At 72.1% G+C, this 19,063-nt stretch carries 17 protein-coding genes; 3 read left to right on the plus strand and 14 right to left on the minus strand.

Annotation, left to right across the window (positions count from 1 at the left end; all coding sequences use genetic code 11):
* The 6 genes from AC07GB_RS11365 to AC07GB_RS11390 all read right to left on the minus strand — a co-directional run bounded on the left by AC07GB_RS11365 (window position 1) and on the right by AC07GB_RS11390 (window position 5,717).
* A complete protein-coding gene (locus AC07GB_RS11365; protein WP_478843942.1) occupies window positions 1-387 on the minus strand; it encodes a nuclear transport factor 2 family protein in 387 nt (128 codons plus the stop codon).
* Window positions 384-950, minus strand: coding sequence for a DUF1697 domain-containing protein (locus AC07GB_RS11370; protein WP_478843944.1), 567 nt, complete (start codon window positions 948-950; stop codon window positions 384-386). Before AC07GB_RS11370 ends, AC07GB_RS11365 begins: the two co-directional genes overlap by 4 nt.
* 110 nt (window positions 951-1,060) lie before the next feature.
* Window positions 1,061-2,269, minus strand: a complete 1,209-nt coding sequence (locus AC07GB_RS11375) for a S8 family peptidase (RefSeq protein ID WP_478843946.1) — start codon at window positions 2,267-2,269, stop codon at window positions 1,061-1,063.
* Between the two features lie 302 nt (window positions 2,270-2,571).
* Complete coding sequence (locus tag AC07GB_RS11380) at window positions 2,572-3,636, minus strand: CDP-alcohol phosphatidyltransferase family protein (protein WP_478843948.1); 1,065 nt, start codon at window positions 3,634-3,636, stop codon at window positions 2,572-2,574.
* Between the two features lie 277 nt (window positions 3,637-3,913).
* Window positions 3,914-5,164, minus strand: a complete 1,251-nt coding sequence (gene mgt / locus AC07GB_RS11385) for a macrolide-inactivating glycosyltransferase (protein WP_478843950.1) — start codon at window positions 5,162-5,164, stop codon at window positions 3,914-3,916.
* Between the two features lie 97 nt (window positions 5,165-5,261).
* Window positions 5,262-5,717 (minus strand): MarR family winged helix-turn-helix transcriptional regulator, encoded by a 456-nt coding sequence (locus tag AC07GB_RS11390; RefSeq protein ID WP_478843952.1) that lies wholly within the window; start codon window positions 5,715-5,717, stop codon window positions 5,262-5,264.
* A gap of 163 nt (window positions 5,718-5,880) precedes the next feature.
* Here AC07GB_RS11390 and AC07GB_RS11395 point away from each other — a divergent pair, with 163 nt between their 5' ends.
* A complete protein-coding gene (locus AC07GB_RS11395; RefSeq protein WP_478843954.1) occupies window positions 5,881-6,918 on the plus strand; it encodes a hypothetical protein in 1,038 nt (345 codons plus the stop codon).
* Between the two features lie 30 nt (window positions 6,919-6,948).
* On the opposite strand, the gene AC07GB_RS11400 is transcribed toward AC07GB_RS11395, so the two are convergent.
* The 3 genes from AC07GB_RS11400 to AC07GB_RS11410 are packed head-to-tail and all read right to left on the minus strand — an operon-like array spanning window position 6,949 to window position 10,048.
* On the minus strand, window positions 6,949-8,238 hold the full coding sequence (locus AC07GB_RS11400; RefSeq protein ID WP_478843956.1) for an ABC transporter substrate-binding protein: 1,290 nt from the start codon (window positions 8,236-8,238) through the stop codon (window positions 6,949-6,951).
* A complete protein-coding gene (locus AC07GB_RS11405; RefSeq protein ID WP_478843958.1) occupies window positions 8,238-9,113 on the minus strand; it encodes a carbohydrate ABC transporter permease in 876 nt (291 codons plus the stop codon). The genes AC07GB_RS11400 and AC07GB_RS11405 overlap by 1 nt, the downstream gene beginning before the upstream one ends.
* Window positions 9,110-10,048 (minus strand): carbohydrate ABC transporter permease, encoded by a 939-nt coding sequence (locus tag AC07GB_RS11410; protein ID WP_478843960.1) that lies wholly within the window; start codon window positions 10,046-10,048, stop codon window positions 9,110-9,112. The genes AC07GB_RS11405 and AC07GB_RS11410 overlap by 4 nt, the downstream gene beginning before the upstream one ends.
* Window positions 10,049-10,249: 201 nt before the next feature.
* Here AC07GB_RS11410 and AC07GB_RS11415 point away from each other — a divergent pair, with 201 nt between their 5' ends.
* A complete protein-coding gene (locus AC07GB_RS11415) occupies window positions 10,250-11,116 on the plus strand; it encodes a phosphotransferase (RefSeq protein WP_478843962.1) in 867 nt (288 codons plus the stop codon).
* Window positions 11,117-11,124: 8 nt separating this feature from the next.
* On the opposite strand, the gene AC07GB_RS11420 is transcribed toward AC07GB_RS11415, so the two are convergent.
* From AC07GB_RS11420 to AC07GB_RS11435, 4 genes are all read right to left on the minus strand, one after another.
* On the minus strand, window positions 11,125-11,850 hold the full coding sequence (locus AC07GB_RS11420; RefSeq protein WP_478843964.1) for an exonuclease domain-containing protein: 726 nt from the start codon (window positions 11,848-11,850) through the stop codon (window positions 11,125-11,127).
* Window positions 11,851-11,953: 103 nt separating this feature from the next.
* Entirely contained in the window at window positions 11,954-13,195 is a 1,242-nt protein-coding gene (locus AC07GB_RS11425) for an SAV2148 family HEPN domain-containing protein (RefSeq protein ID WP_478843966.1), read from the minus strand.
* 109 nt (window positions 13,196-13,304) lie between these two features.
* A complete protein-coding gene (locus AC07GB_RS11430) occupies window positions 13,305-14,621 on the minus strand; it encodes a copper amine oxidase (RefSeq protein WP_478843968.1) in 1,317 nt (438 codons plus the stop codon).
* Between the two features lie 58 nt (window positions 14,622-14,679).
* Window positions 14,680-15,474: a Tat pathway signal sequence domain protein gene (locus AC07GB_RS11435; protein ID WP_478843970.1), complete on the minus strand. Its 795-nt coding sequence runs from the start codon at window positions 15,472-15,474 to the stop codon at window positions 14,680-14,682.
* A 160-nt stretch (window positions 15,475-15,634) separates the two neighbouring features.
* Between AC07GB_RS11435 and glgX the strand changes: the two genes are divergently transcribed.
* Window positions 15,635-17,743, plus strand: a complete 2,109-nt coding sequence (gene glgX / locus AC07GB_RS11440; protein WP_478843972.1) for a glycogen debranching protein GlgX — start codon at window positions 15,635-15,637, stop codon at window positions 17,741-17,743.
* Here the strand turns inward: glgX and AC07GB_RS11445 are convergent.
* Window positions 17,718-19,028, minus strand: a complete 1,311-nt coding sequence (locus tag AC07GB_RS11445) for an MFS transporter (RefSeq protein WP_478843974.1) — start codon at window positions 19,026-19,028, stop codon at window positions 17,718-17,720. The two genes, glgX and AC07GB_RS11445, sit on opposite strands and share 26 nt — an antisense overlap.
* Between the last annotated feature and the right edge of the window lie 35 nt (window positions 19,029-19,063).

The following is a 19,063-nucleotide window of genomic DNA, read 5'->3' on the forward strand; positions in this document are numbered from 1 at the left end:
TCACTGCCGGCCGCTCTCGTCGGGAGGGGTGAACGGCGTGCCCTGATGGAACCAGAGGCGCCAGCCGTCGGCCGTGCGCCGCCACAGCGAACTGCGGTGCACCAGACGGCCGTTGCTGTCGGTGTCGAACGTCAGGTGCACCACGTCGTCGGCCAGCTGCACGCCCCGCATGCCGGAGGTCGTGACGGGGCGGGCGCCGGGCTCGGGGCTCGCGGTGAGGACCCGTACGATCGACGCCCGGTCCCAGCGCGCGCCCGAGGCGCCGAACTCGGTGAACTCGGGGTGGAGCAGATCGCCGAACAGCTCGGGCGAGGCGCGCACCTCGGGGTCGAGCAGCCGCAGCTCGTTCTCGATGGCCGCCTCCACGGCGGGCGAGCGGTCGGTCATCGGCCGGCTCCCGGCGCCTCGGTCAGCTCCACGAGCTTGGTGACGGTGTTCCAGTTGCGGCTCGTGGCGACGAGGCCCTTGGAGAGGGCGGGGCGCCCCAAGGCCTCAGCGAGCTTGGACCGGCCGAGGCCGTCGGGCGCGTACAGATACAGGGCGCGGTCGCCGAGCCGGAACTCCTCCGGCAGGAAGCCCGCTTGGTCGAGCCCGGCGAAGCGGGCGGCGTCCACGGGCGCGGAGAAGTACGTGACGTGCAGTTGCCTGGCCTCAAGGCCGGCGGCGGGGAAGGGGCAGGCGTCGGCCACCGCCCGCAGATACGCGTGGTCGCGCACCAGAAGCTCCACGCCGAAGCCGAACTCCTGCTCCAGGGCGGCCGCGAGTTCGGCCGCGAGGGCGTCCTCGTCGCCGTGGTCCGCCCCGAACACCACGTTCCCGCTTTGCAGGTACGTCCGTACGCCGGTGAGGCCGAGCCCTTCGAGGAGCGCGCGCAGCCGGGCCATCGGCACTTTCCTGCTGCCGCCCACGTTCACGCCGCGCAGGAGCGCCGCGTAGATCTTCGTCGCCATGCGCCCACGATAAGGCGGCCGCCGTGCCCCGTGGGGGTGGGCACGACGGCCGCCGGTCCCAAGAGGGCCGCCGCCCCGCCCGAGCGGCGGCGCGGCGGCCTTTTCGGAAACTACTCGCCGATCTTCAGGAGCTTGTTGGGCGTGCCCTCGCTCGGGTTGGAGATCTTGTCCGGGGTCGCGCCGTCGGTCAGCGCCTTGGCGACGTCCGCGGGCTTGGCGTCCGGGTGCGCGGCCACGTACAGGGCGGCGGCGCCGACCACGTGCGGGGTCGCCATGGACGTACCGGAGATCGTCTTGGTGGCGTCGTCACCGGTGTTCCAGGCGGACGTGATGTCCGAGCCCGGGGCGTAGAGGTCCACGGCGGCACCGAAGTTGGAGAAGTCCGACTGCTGGTCGTCCTTGGTGGAGGAGGCGACCGTGATGGCCTCCTTGACGCGCGCGGGGGAGCCCTTGCTCGCGTCGGCCGACTCGTTGCCCGCGGCCACCGCGTAGGTGACGCCGGCGGCGATGGACTTGCGGACGGCCTCGTCCAGGGCCTCGTCGGCGCCGCCGCCGAGGCTCATGTTGGCGACGGACGGGCCCTTGTGGTTCTTGGTGACCCAGTCGATGCCCGCGACGACCTGCTCGGTGGTGCCGGAGCCCTGGTCGTCCAGGACGCGCACGGCGACGATCTTCGCCTTCTTGGCGATGCCGTGCGCCGAGCCCGCGATGGTGCCCGCGACGTGGGTGCCGTGGCCGTTGCCGTCGTCCGCGTTGTCGTCGTTGTCGACCGCGTCGAAGCCGGAGACGGCACGGCCGCCGAAGTCCTTGTGGCTGACGCGGACGCCGGTGTCGATGACGTAAGCGGTCGCGCCCTCACCGGCCTTGTCCGGGTAGGTGTACTTCTTGTCGCCCGCCGTGTCGGCCTGGTCGACCCGGTCCAGGCCCCACGACGGCGGGTTGTCCTGGGTGGCGTCGATGGAGAACTTCTTGTTCTGGACGACCTTGCCGACGGCCGGGTCGGCGGCCAGGCGCTTGGCTTCGGTCTCGCTCAGGCCCGTGGCGGAGAAGCCGTTGACGGCCGAGGAGTAGGTGCGGCCGAGGTCGCCGCCGTACTGCTCGGCGAGGTCCGCCTTGGCGTCCTTGGTGGCCTTGTCGTCGAGCAGCACGATGTAGCTGCCGGCCACGGCGCCCTTGGCGTCGGTTCCGTACACCTTGCCCTCGGCGGGGGTCGAGGCTCCGGCGAACGTACCGGCGAAGACGGTCACGCCCACCGCGGTGGCGGCGGTGGCTATCCCTGCGGTGAGCTTCATCGTGCGAGCGCGCTTGTGAGCTGCCATGAAGAGGGGGCTCCTCGTGGGGTGTTGTGGGGGGATGTGGAGCTATGTGGGGTTGTCAAGCTTTCACTGCGGCGCCCGGCTCGCTCCGAAAGAACTGAAGATCTCCGGGCGTTGGGACGAAACCCTGTCTGAATGACGCGCGCAGATCAATACCTTCATGCGGCTGTGACTTGTTCAACAAGGTTCTGTAATAACAAATCGACCCACCCATGACACTTCGGGCACCCCCGCCCCCCGGCCCCCCTCTGCGCCCTGCCCCTCCCCCGAGCGGGCAGGGCGCAGAAGACCTTCGGTGGCGCCGGCTAGGCCGCCGTGGTGACCGGCTGCTCGAAGGAGTCGATCGTCCGCGTGAAGTCGCGCGTCGACAGGAGCAGCTTGTAGATGATGGCGAGTTCGAAGACCAGCAGCAGCGCGCCGGAGATGATGGTCGCCAAAATCACCGCGTCGAAGAGCGGCCCGAGGATGAAGACGCCCATCTGGAACTCGACCCCGCTCACGAGGTGCGTGCGGATGCGGTGCCGCAGCAGGAAGGACCGGGCCCGCAGATAGGCGGGGAACCGGTGGCGGAACTCCTGGTGCAGGTCGATGACTTGCTTGGCGGGGCGGGCCGGGGCGGGCGCGCCGGGGTCCGCGGACAGCCCCGCCTCCGCCGGCCCGGCCGCCCGGCCCACGAGCGCGTCCGGCGCCGCGGGCTCGGGACCGGCCACCCCGGCGGCCTGGTCCCGCTCGACGTCCGCCTCGGGGTTCTCCCGCAGCAGGTCCTCCATGAAGGCCAGCTCGGCCTGGTTCTCCGCCCGCCGCGCGGCCCGCACCCGGGACTTGATCTGCTTGCGCATGGTGTAGCGGACCTTGAAGATCTCAAGGGAGTTGATGTATCGCAGCGTGTCGAGCCCGACCACCGCGAGGGCGAGCCACACGTACACCACGTCACCGGTGCGCTCGTACTGCCCGCCCATCAGGGCGACCCCGCACACCATCACCCGGATGCGGTCGAAGACGAAGTCGAGCCACGCGCCGAAGACCGACCCCTGGCCGGTCAGGCGCGCGACCTTGCCGTCCATGCAGTCCAGGACGAAGCTCAGGTGGTAGATCACGGCGCCGAGGCACAGCCACCGCCAGTCACCGAAGGCGAAGCACACTGCGGAGCCGAGCCCGAGCAGGAACGCGCCCCAGGTGATCTGGTTCGGCGTGATCCGGGTGCGCAGCGCGGTCTGGCGGACGAGCGGCGTGGCGACGGGGTCGACGAGCAGCACGGTCCACCAGGCGTCGCGCTTCTTCTCGGTGACGCGGCGCACCTCGGCGAGGGGCGGTATCTCCCGTGGCTCCCGTCGCCCGGCCGTGTCTCGTCGCAGGGACTGTTGTGACATGGGTCAACTTCCTGGCGTTCGAATGAAGTTCACCTCACGCTAGAAAGCCCTTCCCCCAAGGAACAAGAAGGGGCCCATGCAACCTTTGGCCGGGGGTATGGGTCGAACCAGTGGGTCGGGTCCATGGGCTCTCCAGCGCACGCGCGCGTTATCCGAGCGTTACCGAATCACCCGACCGTTACCAAATGGCCTCACAGAGCGTTATGTCACGCCGTGCCGGGCCATCCCGGACCAAGGCCCAATCCCGTCCAACCGACCCGGAAGCACCACCAAACGGTCACGCGTCCGCGTCTTCGGCGCCTTCGGCCTTCACGCCACCGTCACGCCGGCCACGCACGATCTCCGCCTCGATGAGGTCGGCCGCCTGCCGCGTGCCGCCCTCCGCCTGCATCCCCGCGCGCACCTCACTCAGCCTGCGCGCCACCTCCGGGTCGTCCACGAGCGCGAGCACCGCCTCGCGCAGCGTCCGCGCGTCGGCCTCCTCCTTCGGCAGATGACGGGCGACGCCGAGGCCCTGGAGCATGTCGGCGTTGCCGAACTGGTCGACGGCCTGCGGCACGGCGACCATCGGCGTCCCGGTCGCGAGACCCTCCTGGCTGCCGCCCGCGCCCGCGTGCGTGATGAACGCGTCCGCCTTCCGCAGGACCGCGAGCTGCGGCACCCACCGGCACACCTCGATGTTGGCCGGCACGTCACCCAGTTCGCCCACCTCGACGTGGCGGCCTATCTGGAGCACCACGTGCCACCCGGGCAGATCGCCGAAGGCCTTGACGCACTCGCGGTAGAAGTCCGGCTGCTTGGTGAAGGACGACCCGAGCGAGACGAGGAGCACCTTCTCCGCGTGCGCCGGACGCTCCCAGTCGCCCTGCGCCGCACGGTCCCCCTGGCAGGCGCCGACGAAAGTGTGCACGCTCTCGTCGACCCGGTCGGCGTGCGGCTGGAGCGCCTTGGGGATGAGGACGAGCGAACGGGGCGGGCGGCCGACGAAAGGATCGGGGTGCTCGGCGATCCCGTTCTCCGCCAGCCAGTTCTCGAAGCGCTCGAAGTAGGCCCGGCCGCGCTCGGTCCGCCGGGGCTCCGCCCACATGGGCTCGGAGACCTCCTCCTCGTACCCCTCCCAGGCCACCAGGTTCGGCGAGAGCGAGACCTCGGGCACGCCCCAGCGGCGGGCGAGGACCCGGGCCGGGTACGAGGTGATGTCGTACAGGACGAGGTCCGGCTCGTCGCCCTCGTACGCCGCCGCCAGCTGCGGCAGGGCCTGGACGGCGTCGGCCAGGAACGGCTCCACGTTGTCCAGCAGGGTCTCGCCCCAGGCCTCCGGGTCGTCGTCCGCGCCGGGCAGGGTGGTGCGGTAGAGCACGGGCTCGGCGCCGGTCTCGGCGACCTTCTCCTCGAAGGCGTGCGGGATCGCGTACGTGACGCGGTGGCCGCGGGCGACCAGCTCCCGGATCACTTCCAGGCTCGGGTTCACGTGCCCGTGGGCGGCGATGGAGAACATGGCGATGTGGGCACGCTTGCGTGGGGTCATGCGCCGACCATAAGCGAGACGATACGTCTCGTGCAATACATGCCCGGCACTTTCGCGATACTTCCGCGGCCGCCCGCCCCGCGCCCCGGGCCGGGAGCTACTCGGCGAGCCCCCCGGACCCCGGGCCGCCCTCCGCGCCCGCGTTGTACCGCAGCAGATACTCCGCGAAGCGCTCCAGGTCCGGCCCGCTCCAGTCGGCGAGCCGCTCACGGAAGGCGATCCGGCGGCTGTCCGTGACCTGCGCGAGCACCCCCACCCCCCGCTCGGTCAGGTGCAGCACGTGCACGCGGTGGTCGGCCGGGTCCTGGCGGCGCTCCACCAGGCCCGCCTTCTCCAGGGCCGCGACCTGTCGGCTGATCGTCGACTTGTCCAGCGTGTAGTGCGCGGCCAGGTCCGTGGCGCGACAGCCCTGCTGGTACTCCAGATGACTCAGGAGGGTGAAGGAGACGAGCGACAGCTCGGGGTGCATCCGGGCGGCGGTGGCGCGCGCACGCCGCGCGAACGCCGTCATCTCCCGCTGGATCGTCTCGATCGCGTCGTCCCGGTCGGCCACGACCCCTCCGCCTCCTCGCGTCCACCTCGCCGGGCCCCGGCCACACCCGCGTCACGTCCCGCGTTTCCGTCCCGGCGCCAATGGTTGTACAGTACAACATGACGTAAGAGTTGTATATGCCAACTATCTCGACCATCTCTGTCGACCCCCTGGAGAGATCCGCATGCAGGCGCCTGCTCGTGGCCCCCTGCGCCACGTCCTCGTCCATCTCCTGACCCCGCTCCTGATGTGCCTGGGCATGGGCCTGGCCTACATGAGCGCGTTCGTCACGCCCGAGCCGCACGACATGCCCGTCGCCGTCGTCGGCACGGACGCCCACGCCCAGGCCTTCGCCCGGTCCGTCGCGGACAAGGCGGGCGACGCCCTCGACGTCCGGACGCTGCCCTCGCGCGCCCGGGCCGTGGACGAGCTGAAGTCCCTCGACATATCCGGCGCCTACCTCCCGGACGCCAAGGCCCCCGAACTGCTCGTCGCCTCCGCCGGGTCCGACATGAGCGCGCTGGCCACCGAGAAGGTCTTCACGCCCATCGCCGCCGCCCAGGGCACCCCCCTGAAGGTCACCGACGTGGCGCCGCCCGTCTCCGACGACCCGACGGGCCAGGGCCTGTTCTTCCTGCTCGTCGCGGTGAGCATCGGCTCGTACGCCTCCGTCGCCGCGCTCGGCGCCGCCGGTGGCGGTCTGCGGATGCGGGTGCGCGCGGGCCTCGCCGTCGGCGTCGCCTTCGCCGTCAGCCTGATCGGCACGGCGCTCGCCGGACCGGTGTTCCACCTCGCGCACCACGGGCTGTGGGGGGTGTGGGCCATGTCCTGGCTGTACTCGGCGGGCATCCTGCTGATCGGCGTCGGCCTGCACACGTTCCTCAAGCGCTGGACGACGCTCGCGATGATGGTCCTCTTCGTGATGCTCAACTTCACCAGCTCCGGCGGGCTCTTCCGGCCCGAGCTGCAAAGCGGCTTCTACGGCTCCCTGCACGCCTTCTGGAACGGCGCGGGCTTCGTCGAGGGCGTCCGCGCCCACCTGTACTTCGGCGGCCACGGCCTCGGCGGGCACGTGGGCACGCTGGTGGCCTGGCTCGCCGTGGGCGCGCTGCTCACGGCGGTGGCGGGACTCGTCGAGCGGCGGCGGGCCGCGGTGGCGGCCGCCCCCACCCCCACGGCCGCCGCCCAGGAGGAGGAGATGGAGGAGTCGGTCGGCGTCTGAGGACCCGGGCGGGCTCCCCGGGCCCCGCGCTCAGCGCTGATAGCGGCGCAGGACCAGGTTCCCGTCCTCGACCAGGCGCTTCCTCAGCTCGTCCAGGCCGATCGCGCCGCTGTAGTACTCCTGGAGCGCGGGCGTGGCGACCTTGTCCGACCACTCGGGGTAGCCGCGCACCGACTGCGCGGGGGCGGGGCGCAGGTGCCGGGCGAGTGCCGTGCCCGTCGCCCAGTCGTCCTTCCGGGTGCGCAGCGCCGGGTCCTTGAGGGCCTCGCGCCCGGTGGGGAGCATCCAGTCGCCGCGCGCGAGCCGCACCATGTTGGCCGGGCGCAGGAAGAAGTCGATGAACGCGGCCGCCTCCTTCTTGTGCGGGCTGTCCTCGGCGACCGACAGGGTCTGCGGGCTCACGCCCTGCGCGAGCCCGTCCGCCCCCGCGGGCGCGGGCAGGACCCGCCAGTCGAAGCCCTTCGGCGCCTGCTGGGCGATCTGCTGGCGGTAGGAGAACCCGAGCGGCACCATCGCGTACTTGCCGCCGAAGAAGCCCGGCAGCGTGTCCGAGCCGCCCATGCCGAGGGTGGCCCCGGACGCGCTGCCGTCCACGTTGACCTGGTCGTGGACGGTGCGCGGCACCACCGCGTCGGCGTCCTCGAAGCGGATCTCGGCCTTTCCGTCCGGGCGCCGGTGGAACAGCCTTCCGCCCGCCGAGAGCGACAGGTTGAGCGTGGCCGACACCGGCTCCTTCAAGGGCCACGCCACCCCGTACTTGTCCTTGCCGTCGGCCAGTTCGCCGGTGACCGCGCGGAACTCGGCCCAGCTCCACGGCTTGTCGGGGGTCGGGATCCGGACGCCGGACTCCTTCAGCCAGGTGGCGTTGGCGATGAGCACGCGCGGCTCCTGGAGGAAGGGCACGCCGTACACCTTGCCGCCGAAGGTCGTCGTGTCCCAGCTCGCCCGGGGGATGTCGGAACGCAGGCGGCGCGGCAGCAGCTTCCTGAGGTCGGCGAGGTAGCCGCCGTACGCGAAGTCCGCGAGGTCGTCGGACGCGTCGTGGATGACGTCCGGGGCCTCGCCGCCCTCGAAGGAGGTCAGGAGCTGGTCGTGGACGCTCGTCCAACTGCCCTGGACGTACTCGACCTTGACGTCGGGGTGGCGCGCGTTCCACTCCGCCACGAGTTCCTTGTTCGCCGCGACGGACTCCTGCTGCCAGGCAAGCGACTGGAAGCGCAGCGTGATCCGGCCGCCGGAGTCCCCGCCGTCGCCGGAGCACCCGGCGAGCAGCAGGACGAGCGCGGCGGCCGCGGCGGCGAGAGCGCGTGCGCGCCGCATCAGCTCTTCACCGCCCCGGCGAGCATGCCGCTCGTGATCCGCTTCTGGATGAGCGCGAAGACGACGAGCGAGGGCAGCGTCGCGAGGAACGCGGCGGCGGCGAGCGGGCCGAGGTCGGCCACGCCCTCCGCGCCGATGAAGTGCGTGAGGACGACCGGCAGCGTCTGTTTCTCCGGGGTCTTGAGCAGGACGAGCGCGAAGAAGAACTCGTTCCACGCCGTGATGAAGGCGAACAGGGCCGTCGCCACGATGCCCGGCGCGAGCAGCGGCGCGGTGACGGAGACGAGCGTGCGCAGGCGCCCCGCCCCGTCGACCGCCGCGGCCTCCTCAAGCTCCACCGGCACGGCGCGGACGTACCCGACGAGCATCCACAGCGCGAACGGCAGCGCCCACACCACATAGACCATGATCAGGCCCGGCAGCGAGTTGATCAGGCGCAGGTTCTTCAGGACGAGGAACAGCGGGATGATCACGAGCACGAAGGGGAAGGCCTGGCTGACCACGACCCAGCCGGTCGCCGCCCGGGCGAGCAGCGTGCGGTGGCGCGCCATCACGTACGCCATCGGGGTGGCGATGACGACGGCGATCACGGCGGCGCCGAGGGCGGCGAGCAGCGAGTTGCCCGCGGCCCGCAGGAGCGGCTGCTCGTCGAAGGCCTGGCGGTAGTTGGCGAGGGTCGGGTCCTTCGGGATCCAGGTGGGGTGCAGACTGCCGAGTTCCCCGGCCGGCTTGAAGGACGTGGAGATCAGCCAGAGGAACGGGAACACGAGGAAGACGAGGTAGGCGAGGAGCGCGAGGTACTGCCCGGCCCGCGCGGCCCCCGTCCCGCGCGCGCCTCTCCTCGTGCGCGCCGCCCCCTTCGTACGAACGGTCATCGCTCGTCCGCCCCCCTCAGCCGGCCCGCGAGGTACACGGCGAGCAGCACCGAGATCACCGCGACCATCACACAGCCCATCGCCGCCGCGTAGCCGAACTGGCCGTAGCGGAAGGCCTCCTCGTACGCGAACAGCATCGGCAGCCGGGTGCGTCCGCCGGGGCCGCCGTTGGTGAGCACGTAGACCAGGGCGAAGGAGTTGAAGTTCCAGATGAAATTGAGCGCGGTGATGGCGAGCGCGATCGGCTTGAGGGCGGGCCAGGTGACGGTCGTGAAGCGGCGCCAGGCGCCGGCGCCGTCCATCGCGGCCGCCTCGTGCAGTTCGCGGGGCACGTTCTGGAGCCCGGCGAGGAGGGCCACCGTGGTCTGCGGCATGCCCGCCCAGACGCCGACGACGATGACGGCGGGCAGCGCGGTGCCGAGGCCGGTGAGCCAGTCCCTGCCGTCGCCGAGGCCGAGGTCGCGCAGCGACTCGTTGAGGATGCCCGCGTCCGGGTGGTAGACGAGCCGCCACATGATGCCGACGACGACCTCGGGCATCGCCCACGGGACGATCGCGAGCGCCCGGGCCAGCCAGCGGAACCGCAGGTTCTGGCTGAGCAGGAGGGCGAGGCCGAGCGCGAGCAGGAACTGCGGCACCGTCACCCCGACCGCCCAGAGCAGGCCGATCCGGAAGGAGTCCCAGAACAGGGTGTCCTGCCACAGGTCCCGGAAGTTGAGGAGCCCGATCCACTCGGTGGGCTCGGTGCGGCCCGACTGGGAGTCGGTGAAGGCGAGCGCGATGCCGTAGAGCAGCGGGCCGACGCTCAGCACCAGGATCGGGAGCAGCGCGGGCAGGACCAGGAACCAGGCGCCGTGGTCCACGGCTCTGCCGGAGCGGCGGCCGGGGCCTTTCGAGCCTCTGCCGGACCGCGCCCGCGCGGTCGCCAACGTCACGGAATCTGCTCCTTTGGGCGGATGATGACGGTTTGGCCGACCTGACGGCCTCCGTCATCGTGCTGACGCGACCGGGATACGTCAAGCGACCGCGCACGCGAGAAGTCCGGCTGGCCTGTACGAATGCGACACTTGCGCGGCGGCGGGTCCGGCTGTGACCACCGCGGAGCACGGTGAGGCACAGGCTGCGGGAGGCAAGGGATGGACGAGGCACGGGCACGGGAAGTGCTGAGCACCGCGGGGCTCGACGCGCGCCCCGGCGCGGGCGCCGAGCTGCTCGCCCTCGGGGAGAACGCGGTGTTCGCCGTGGGCGACCTGGTGGTCAAGGTCGGCCGTGACGCGCCGGAGCTGCTCGACCGGGCGCGGCGCGAGCTGGCCGTCGCCGCCTGGCTGCGGGACGCCGGGGTGCCCGCCGTGCGGCCCGCCGAGGACGAGCCCCGGCTGGTCCAGGGGCATCCCGTGACGGTCTGGCACCGGCTGCCCGCGGCCGTGCGCCCTGCGCGCCCCGGCGACCTGGCCGTACTCCTGCGGCTCGTGCACGCCCTGCCCGCGCCGCCGTTCGAGCTGCCGCGGCGTGAGCTGCTCGGGGGTGTGGAGCGGTGGCTGCGGCTCGCCGGGGACGCGATCGACCCCGCCGACGCGGACTACCTCCGGGAGCGCAGGGACGGCTTCGCGGCGGCGGCCGCCGCGCTCGTGCCCCGGCTCGCGCCGGGGCCGATCCACGGCGACGCCCTGCCGCGCAACGTCCTCGCGGGCCCGGACGGGCCCGTCCTGGTGGACCTGGAGACCTTCTCGTCGGACGTCCGTGAGCACGACCTGGTCGTGATGGCCCTGTCCCGTGACCGCTACGGGCTCGGGGACGACGCCTACGACGAGTTCACCCGGGTGTACGGGTGGGACGTGCGGGAGTGGGAGGGGTGCGGGGTGCTGCGCGGGGCGCGGGAGACCGCGAGCTGCGCGTGGGTGGCCCAGCACGCGCCCGCCAACGAGCGGGCGTTGGCCGAATTCCGCCGCCGCGTGGCCTCGCTCCGCGAGGGCGACACGACGGTCCGCTGGCACCCCTTCTGACACCTCGGCTAGGGCGCCACGGCCTCCGCCGGCTCCCGCAGGGGCCAGGTGCCGTCGACCACCGCCGTGGGGTCGCCCTTGCGGCGCAGGAAGGACTGGAAGTCCGCGGCCCAGTCCGCGTACCACTCCACCTGGCTCCGGTGCAGGTCCGCCGGGCCGAGGTCGGCGACCTTGGCGTGGCGGTCGGCTATCGCGCGGGCGAGCCGCGCCGCGGCGAGGGCGTCGGACGACGCGTCGTGGGCGGACTCCAGGACCACGCCGTACTCCCGGCAGACCGCTTCGAGATTGCGCTTGCCGCGGCGGTAGCGGTCCACCGAGCGGTCGATGGTGTACGGATCGATCACGGGCGCGGGGTCGGCCCCGCCGAGCCGGTCCCGCAGCGAGGCGAGCCCGTGCCGGCGCAGCTCGGCGGCCAGCAGGGTCAGGTCGAACGCCGCGTTGTACGCGACGACCGGGACGCCCGACTGCCAGGCGGAGACCAGGACGCCGGCGATCGCGTCGGCGACCTCGGCGCCGGGCCGTCCCTCGGCGGCGGCCCGCTCGTCGGTGATGCCGTGCACGGCCACCGCGTCCGGCGGGATCGGCACGCCCGGATCGGCGAGCCACTCGCGGCGGCCCAGCTCCTGTCCGCCCCTGACCTCGACCACCGCCCCCGTGACGATGCGCGCCTCGTGCGGATCGGTGCCCGTCGTCTCCAGGTCGAAGCCGATCAGCAGCTCTCGGTGCCAGCCCATGGCCGCCCCCTTCATCGTGGTGCGTTCCCCCAGTGGCCTCCACGATCCCATGCGCCACTGACAATCGACTGGCCGGATTCCGCTGCCGCGCGAGGGGGCCGTCCTACGAGACCGGGCGCGAGTCCGCCCAGGCCGTCTCGAACTCCTCCCGGTATGTCGCGAAAAGGCCGTACTCGCCGACGTCGTCCGACGTGACCACGCGGCCACCGCCCCGCAGCACCAGGACCGGCGCCTCCATGCCTCGCGTGCGCCGCAGATAGGACTGGACGACCGCGATGCCGTCCGAGCCGTCGCCGTCGACGAGGTAGGCCGTGAACCGCGGAGTCTCGTCGAAGACCTGGATCTCGAAGGCGCCGGGGTCCCGCAGGCGCGACCGCACCCGCCGCATGTGCAGGATGTTCGACTCGACGGCCCGGCTCAGCTCGCCCCGCTTCAGACCCAGTTCGCGCTCCCGGCGCTTGACCGCGCTGCTCGCCGGGTTCAGGAAGAGCAGCCGGACCCGGCAGCCGGACTCGGCGAGCCGCACCAGGCGGCGGCCCGAGAAGTTCTGCACCAGCAGGTTCAGGCCTATGCCGATCGCGTCGACGCGCCGGGCATCGCCGAAGAGGTCCTCCGCGGGGAACTGCCTCAGCAGCCGCACCCGGTCCGCGTGCACGCCCACGACGTCCGCGTACCGGTCGCCGACGAGCTGCTCCACGGCGTCCACCGGCAGACGCCGCGCGGACGGCGCGTCCGAGCCGGCGCCGAGGATCTCCAGGAGCCGCGCGGAGGCGCGCTCGGCCTGGGCGAGGACCGTGGGGGACAGGGCGCGGTTGCGTGAGACCACGTTGCGCGTGACCTCCAGCTCGTCCAGGGCCAGTTCGACCTCGCGCCGGTCGTCGAGGTAGGGCTCGAAGCACGGCCAGTGCTGGACGACCAGCTCGCGCAGCTGCGGCAGCGTGAGGAAGCTGAGGACGTTGTCGTCGGCCGGGTCGAGGAGGTAGCCCTTGCGGCGGCTCACTTCGCGCACGGCGACGGCCCGCTGCACCCACTCCTGCCCGGCGGGGCCCGCGGCGGCGACCACCCAGTCGTCGGCGTGGACGGGTTCGTAGACGGGACGCAGAACAGCGGCCACGACCGCGCGCAGCCGCTGTTCCACGAGGTTCAGCCAGATGTAGGCCCGCCCGGCCCGCTGGGCGCGCGTACGCACCTCGCGCCAGGCGTCGGCGTCCCAGTCCAGTTCGGGTCCGATCTGGGACACCGGTTCCATCGGCCGCGCCAACGACACCGCCGAGGACGGGACGTCCGCGGAGTTCCCCTCGTGACCCTCGTCACCAGGGGGCAGCTCGCGCCCCTCCGAGCTCACCCGTGCACCGCCTTCCGCTCCCCCGGACTCTCCCCCGGTCAACGATCAAGGAAGAGTACTCCGGGACCGGCGGGCGGTGCAGCCGGATGGGCAGGGTCGTGCGGCGACTTCAGGTCCGCGGCCGTCCGTTCACACCGGAGAGGTCCTGCGGAGTGAGCGGGTTCATGGCCGTCACGTCGCGCGGGGCGAGCGAGAAGCCCTGCCAGTGGACCGGCATGGGCTGCTGGTCCTCGTCCCGGGCGATGTGGTGGAAGCCGATGTTGACCCAGCTGATGGGGTGCTTCAGGGTCTCGCCGTTCGACCACTTGTCGACGCTGGTCGGGTAGCCGTTGGGGCACCCGATGTTGTTGCTCGCGTACTGCTCGCACTTCTTGTACTCGGTGAAGAACATGTCGTGCTTGGTGAACGGCCTGCCCGCGTGCTTCTGGCTGGCCCCGGGCACGAACTCGTAGCTGCGGGGGTGGCCGTCCTTGTTCTTGCCCGCCGTGCTCACCATGCGCCACCAGCGCATGTCCTGGCGGTCGCCGGTCAGCTCCTTGGTGATGGGCGTGCGGGTGGTCTTCGTGGTGGGGCTGCCCTGGCCGCCCGGCGGGGTGACCTTGGAGTCGTACTGCTCGACCTTGGACTTGGGCGAGCCGTCGAGGCCGAAGTTGAGCCGCCAGAAGACATTGTGCGAGTGGCTCTCGGCCTTGGCCTGGTCGCCCTTGCCGATGGGCCAGCCGCGGTCGTCGCCGCCGTCGAAGTCGTACGGCGAGAGGCTGCCGGTGGCGCCCACGTTGGAGTGGATGGTGCCGTCCGACGAGAAGCGCCACTCGGTGATGTACTCGTACCAGGAGGCCTTGTTGACGGTGTAGACGAGCAGGTCCTTGCCCTGGGACGCGTAGACCTTGCCGGTGCCGCCGGTGCTCGCGTCGTTGTTGAGGCGGTAGGCGTGCCCCCGCGCGCGGGTGGTGGTGCACAGGCCCGGGACGTTCCCCCCGTCCGGGACCTTCACCGTCTTGATGGTGCCGCCGGGGCATTCGCTCGTCTTGAGCTTCTGCAGCTTCCTGCCGAAGTCCGTGCCGGTGACGTCGTCGAACTCGGCCTCGCCGTCGTCGTAGGGCACGTGGATCTGGGCGAGGCGGGCGCTGGTGAGCACCGGGATGGGCTTGGGCTCGCCCTTGGGCTGGTAGCTGATCTTGTCGAGGATGAGCCCGGAGTACGTGTTGTAGTGCCAGCACATGCGCCAGGTCGTGCCGCCGTCGAGGGTCTGCTCGATGCGGTAGGAGGCGCTGCAGTCGGCCGCGGGCGCCTGCGGGGCGGCCTTGGGGGCCGCGGTGGCCGGGCCCGCGGTGGTTATCGCGGCACCCAGGAGCGCGGAGACCGCAAGGGCCGTGCCGGCCGCCTTGCGGGCGCGCGGAAGTCTGTTGCCGTGCGAGACGTGCATACGAAGGAGGCTCCTTCAGTGAGGAGGGCGGACGGGTGTGGATGCCCTGCGCGGGCGGTCAGCGGACCCGGCCCACGTGGCGGTCGCTGAGGTCGACGATGAAGGCCCGGGTGTCGATCCACGGCCCGTTCTTCACCTTGGCCACGACCTGGATGCAGCGGTGCTTGCCGCACTCCTGGAGGTCGGAGGGGACGCTGGCGAGGGTCTCCTTGCGGAAGACGAAGCCGCTCAGGTCCAGGTCCCGCGGGCCTTCGAGCTTCTTGCCCGTGGCCTTCTCGTAGTCCTCCCTCAGGCCCTTGCCGTGCTCGTCGGCGATCAGCAGCCGCGCGGCTTCGCCCAGCTCCTCCTCGCTGGGCGGCGGCTGGACGTTCTGAGCCGTGTTGGTCGTCTCGACCTTGCCGGTCTTCAGGTTCACCGTCTTGGCGACGACGGCGTCCTTCTTGTAGTCGTAGTAGACGATCTCGGCGCGTCGCGCGGCGTCGTCGCCGGAGTCACCCGGCTCGTTCTCCGCGAGGTTCGTGGACAGGCGCTGCGGTCCCCGGTCGCCTTCCACGTCCCGTGCGGCGGAGCGCAGGCCGTTGCTGTTCAGCGCTATCTTCTGGGCCCGCTCGGTCTCGGCGTCGGTCAGCGGATCGCTGCCGACCCCCTCGGAACCCTCGTCCGGCGCGGCTTCCACCCTGCCGTCGGGCGCTACGGCGTCGCGGCCCGCGGCGCCCGCCGCCGTGCTGCGGCCGGTCTCCCCCGCCCCCGCCTGGTCGGGCAGCGCTACGGCCACGAGCGCGGCGGTGGCCAGCGCGGCGAGCGCGCCCCCCGCCACGACCTTCCCGAGGTGGCGTCTGACTAGCTTGCGCACATCCTCCCCCAATCTCCCCTCATGGGCCCAATTCATGGGCATGTCGAGTATGTGGTCAGTCGGTTAGACGGACTCAACTCCTTTGTGGTTGCCCCACTTTCGAGCACACTCTGGCCAAGGCAGCCCCCGCGGGAGTGACGAGCGTGGAAGAGTCGACAACATGCAGGTCTGGCCTGGGCAGGCGTATCCCCTCGGTGCCGCGTACGACGGCGCCGGTACGAACTTCGCGGTCTTCTCCGAGGCCGCAGATCGCGTCGAACTGTGCTTGTTGCACGACGACGGGTCGGAGACGGCGGTGGAGCTGCGCGAGTCCGACGGCTTCGTGCGGCACGCGTACCTGCCCGGCGTCATGCCGGGCCAGCGGTACGGCTTCCGCGTGCACGGCCCGTACGAGCCCGCGCGCGGGCAGCGCTGCAATTCGGCGAAGCTCCTCCTTGACCCGTACGCCCACGCGGTGGGCGGCGCGGTCGACTGGGGCGAGGAGGTGTACGGCTACCGCTTCGGCGCCCCGGACAAGCGCAACGACCTGGACTCGGCGCCGCACATGATGACCTCGGTGGTGGTCAACCCGTACTTCGACTGGGGCGACGACCGCCCGCCGCGCACGCCGTACAACGAGACCGTGATCTACGAGGCCCATGTGAAGGGCCTGACGATGCTGCACCCGGAGCTGCCGGACGAGCTGCGCGGCACCTACGCGGCCCTCGCGCACCCGGCGGTCATCGAGCATCTGACCCGGCTCGGCGTGACCACCCTGGAGCTGATGCCGGTCCACCAGTTCGTGAACGACCACCGGCTCGTCGACATGGGCCTGAACAACTACTGGGGCTACAACACGATCGGCTTCTTCGCCCCGCACAACGCGTACGCCTCCTGGGGCGACCGCGGCGAGCAGGTCCTGGAGTTCAAGTCGGCGGTCCGCGCCCTGCACGAGGCGGGCATCGAGGTCATCCTGGACGTGGTCTACAACCACACGGCGGAGGGCAACCACCTCGGCCCGACGCTGTCCTTCCGCGGCCTGGACAACGCCTCGTACTACCGCCTGACGGACGACCCGCGCTACTACATGGACACCACGGGCACGGGCAACTCCCTGCTCATGCGCAATCCGCACGTGCTCCAGCTGATCATGGACTCGCTGCGGTACTGGGTCACCGAGATGCACGTGGACGGCTTCCGCTTCGACCTCGCGGCGACCCTCGCGCGGCAGTTCCACGAGGTGGACCGGCTCTCCTCGTTCTTCGACCTGGTGCAGCAGGACCCGGTGGTGAGCCAGGTGAAGCTGATCGCCGAGCCGTGGGACGTCGGCGAGGGCGGCTATCAGGTGGGCAACTTCCCGCCGCTGTGGACGGAGTGGAACGGCAAGTACCGCGACACCGTGCGGGACCTGTGGCGGGGCGAGCCGCGCACCCTCGCGGAGTTCGCCTCGCGGCTCACCGGCTCGTCGGACCTCTACCAGGGCGACGGCCGCCGCCCGCTCGCCTCGATCAACTTCGTGACCTGCCACGACGGCTTCACCCTGCACGACCTGGTGGCGTACAACGAGAAGCACAACGAGGCCAACGGCGAGGACAACCAGGACGGGGAGAGCCACAACCGCTCCTGGAACTGCGGCGTCGAGGGCCCCACGGACGACCCGGGCGTGCTCGCACTCCGGAACCGGCAGCTGCGGAATTTCATCGCCACGCTGATGCTGTCCCAGGGCGTGCCGATGCTCAGCCACGGCGACGAGTTCGCCCGCACCCAGGGCGGCAACAACAACGCCTACTGCCAGGACAACGAGGTCGCCTGGGTGCGCTGGCCCGATGGCGAGAGCACCCTCCTGGAGTTCACGCGCGCGATGGCGTGGCTGCGGCGCGACCACCCGGTCTTCCGCAGGCGCCGGTTCTTCCACGGCCGCCCGGTCGAGGGCACCCACGACGAGCTGTCGGACATCTCCTGGTTCACGCCGGAGGGCGAGGAGATGACCCAGGAGGACTGGGACGCGGCGCAGGCGCGGGCCCTGACGGTGTTCCTCAACGGCAACGCGATCTCGGAGCCGGGCCCGCGCGGCGAGCGGATCACCGACGACTCGTTCCTGCTGATGTTCAACGCGTCCCCTGACCCGCTGGAGTTCGTGGTGCCGGTGAATCAGGGCCAGCAGTGGCAGGTGGTGGTCGACACGGCGCGTGAGGACGGGGTGCCGCCGGGGACGGGGGCCAAGGTGCGGGCGGGCGAGCGCGTGACGCTGACCCACCGGAGCCTCACGGTGTTGCAGCGTCCGGCGTAGGCGCGTCGGCGGCGCCGCCCCCGCGCCCGGAGGCGCTCCCGCCCGGGGGCGCCTCCGGGCGCGCGGCCAGGGCGACGGCGAAGGCCACCGCCGCGGCCGCGCTGCCGAGCGCGAACGCGGCGCCCGCGCCGTGGGATTCCGCGAGCCGCCCGGCCACGGCGAGCGTGACCGCCTGGCCGCCGACGAAGGCGCTCGCCGCCCACGTCATGCCCTCGGCGAGGCGCTGTGGGGGCACGGCCCGCTCGGTCAGGGCGAAGCCGGTGACGAGGTTCGGGGCGTAGACGGCGCCGAAGACCGTCACGACGGCGTACAGGCCCGGCAGGCTGTCCGTCCACACCAGCGGCAGCGACAGGAGCGCGGCGGCCGCCGTGGCGGCGCGCCAGCGGCCGCGCAGCCCGAAGCGGTCCGGCAGCGCGGCCATGGACAGACCCGCGACGGCGCTCATGACGCCCATCGCCGCGTAGACGAGGCCCGCCTGTCCCGGCGCCCCCAGCTCCTCGGTGAGCGCGGCGATCCCGGCCCCGCAGGCGCCGAGCAGCACGCCAAGGAAGACGAGCCCGACGCGGACGACGTACGCCGCGCGCGGGAGCGCGGAGCGGGCCTCCCGCGCGCGTGGGGCGGCGGCCGGGGCCACCGCCCGTGCCGTGGGGTGCAGCGCGAAGCCCGTGCCGCAGACGGCCACCAGGAGGGCCGCGGCGGCGAAGGCGTACGCCGGGTGGCCCGCGACGGCGGCGAGGCCGACCAGGGCGGGCCCGAGCACGAAGGACAGCTCGTCCATCGTGGACTCCAGGGACAGCGCGGCGCCGACGAGGCCGGGCGGGGCGTCGCGGCCGCGCAGCAGCGCCACGACGCGGGCGCGGGCCAGCGGGCCGATCCCCGGCACGCTCGCGCCCGCCAGGACCGCGAGGGCAAGCAGGACGGGGGTGGGCGGCCGCAGCAGGGCGCCGAGCGCGCAGGCGGCGACGGCGAGCGCGTTGAGCGCGGCGAGGACCAGGACGACAGGGCGCTGCCCGCGCCGGTCGGCGAGCCGCCCGGCGAACGGCCCCGCGGTGACCTGCCCGAGGGCGAGGGCGCACGCGACGGCTCCCCCGGTCGCGAGCGAGCCGCTGGTCTCCGCCACCAGGAGCACGCTGCCGAACTGGATCACGGCCACGGGCAGCCGCCCCAGGAACGACATCATCGGCAGCGCCGCCCCGGTGACGGCGAGCACCTCCCGGTAGGTGCCGGCGGTGCGCCGGAGCAGGGCGCCCCGCGCCCCTCGCGGGCACCGTGCCTTCTCGGTCATCGTCGGACGCTATCGACGCTTCCCCGGGCCCGCGC

This window comes from Streptomyces sp. NPDC045778 (assembly GCF_056431945.1).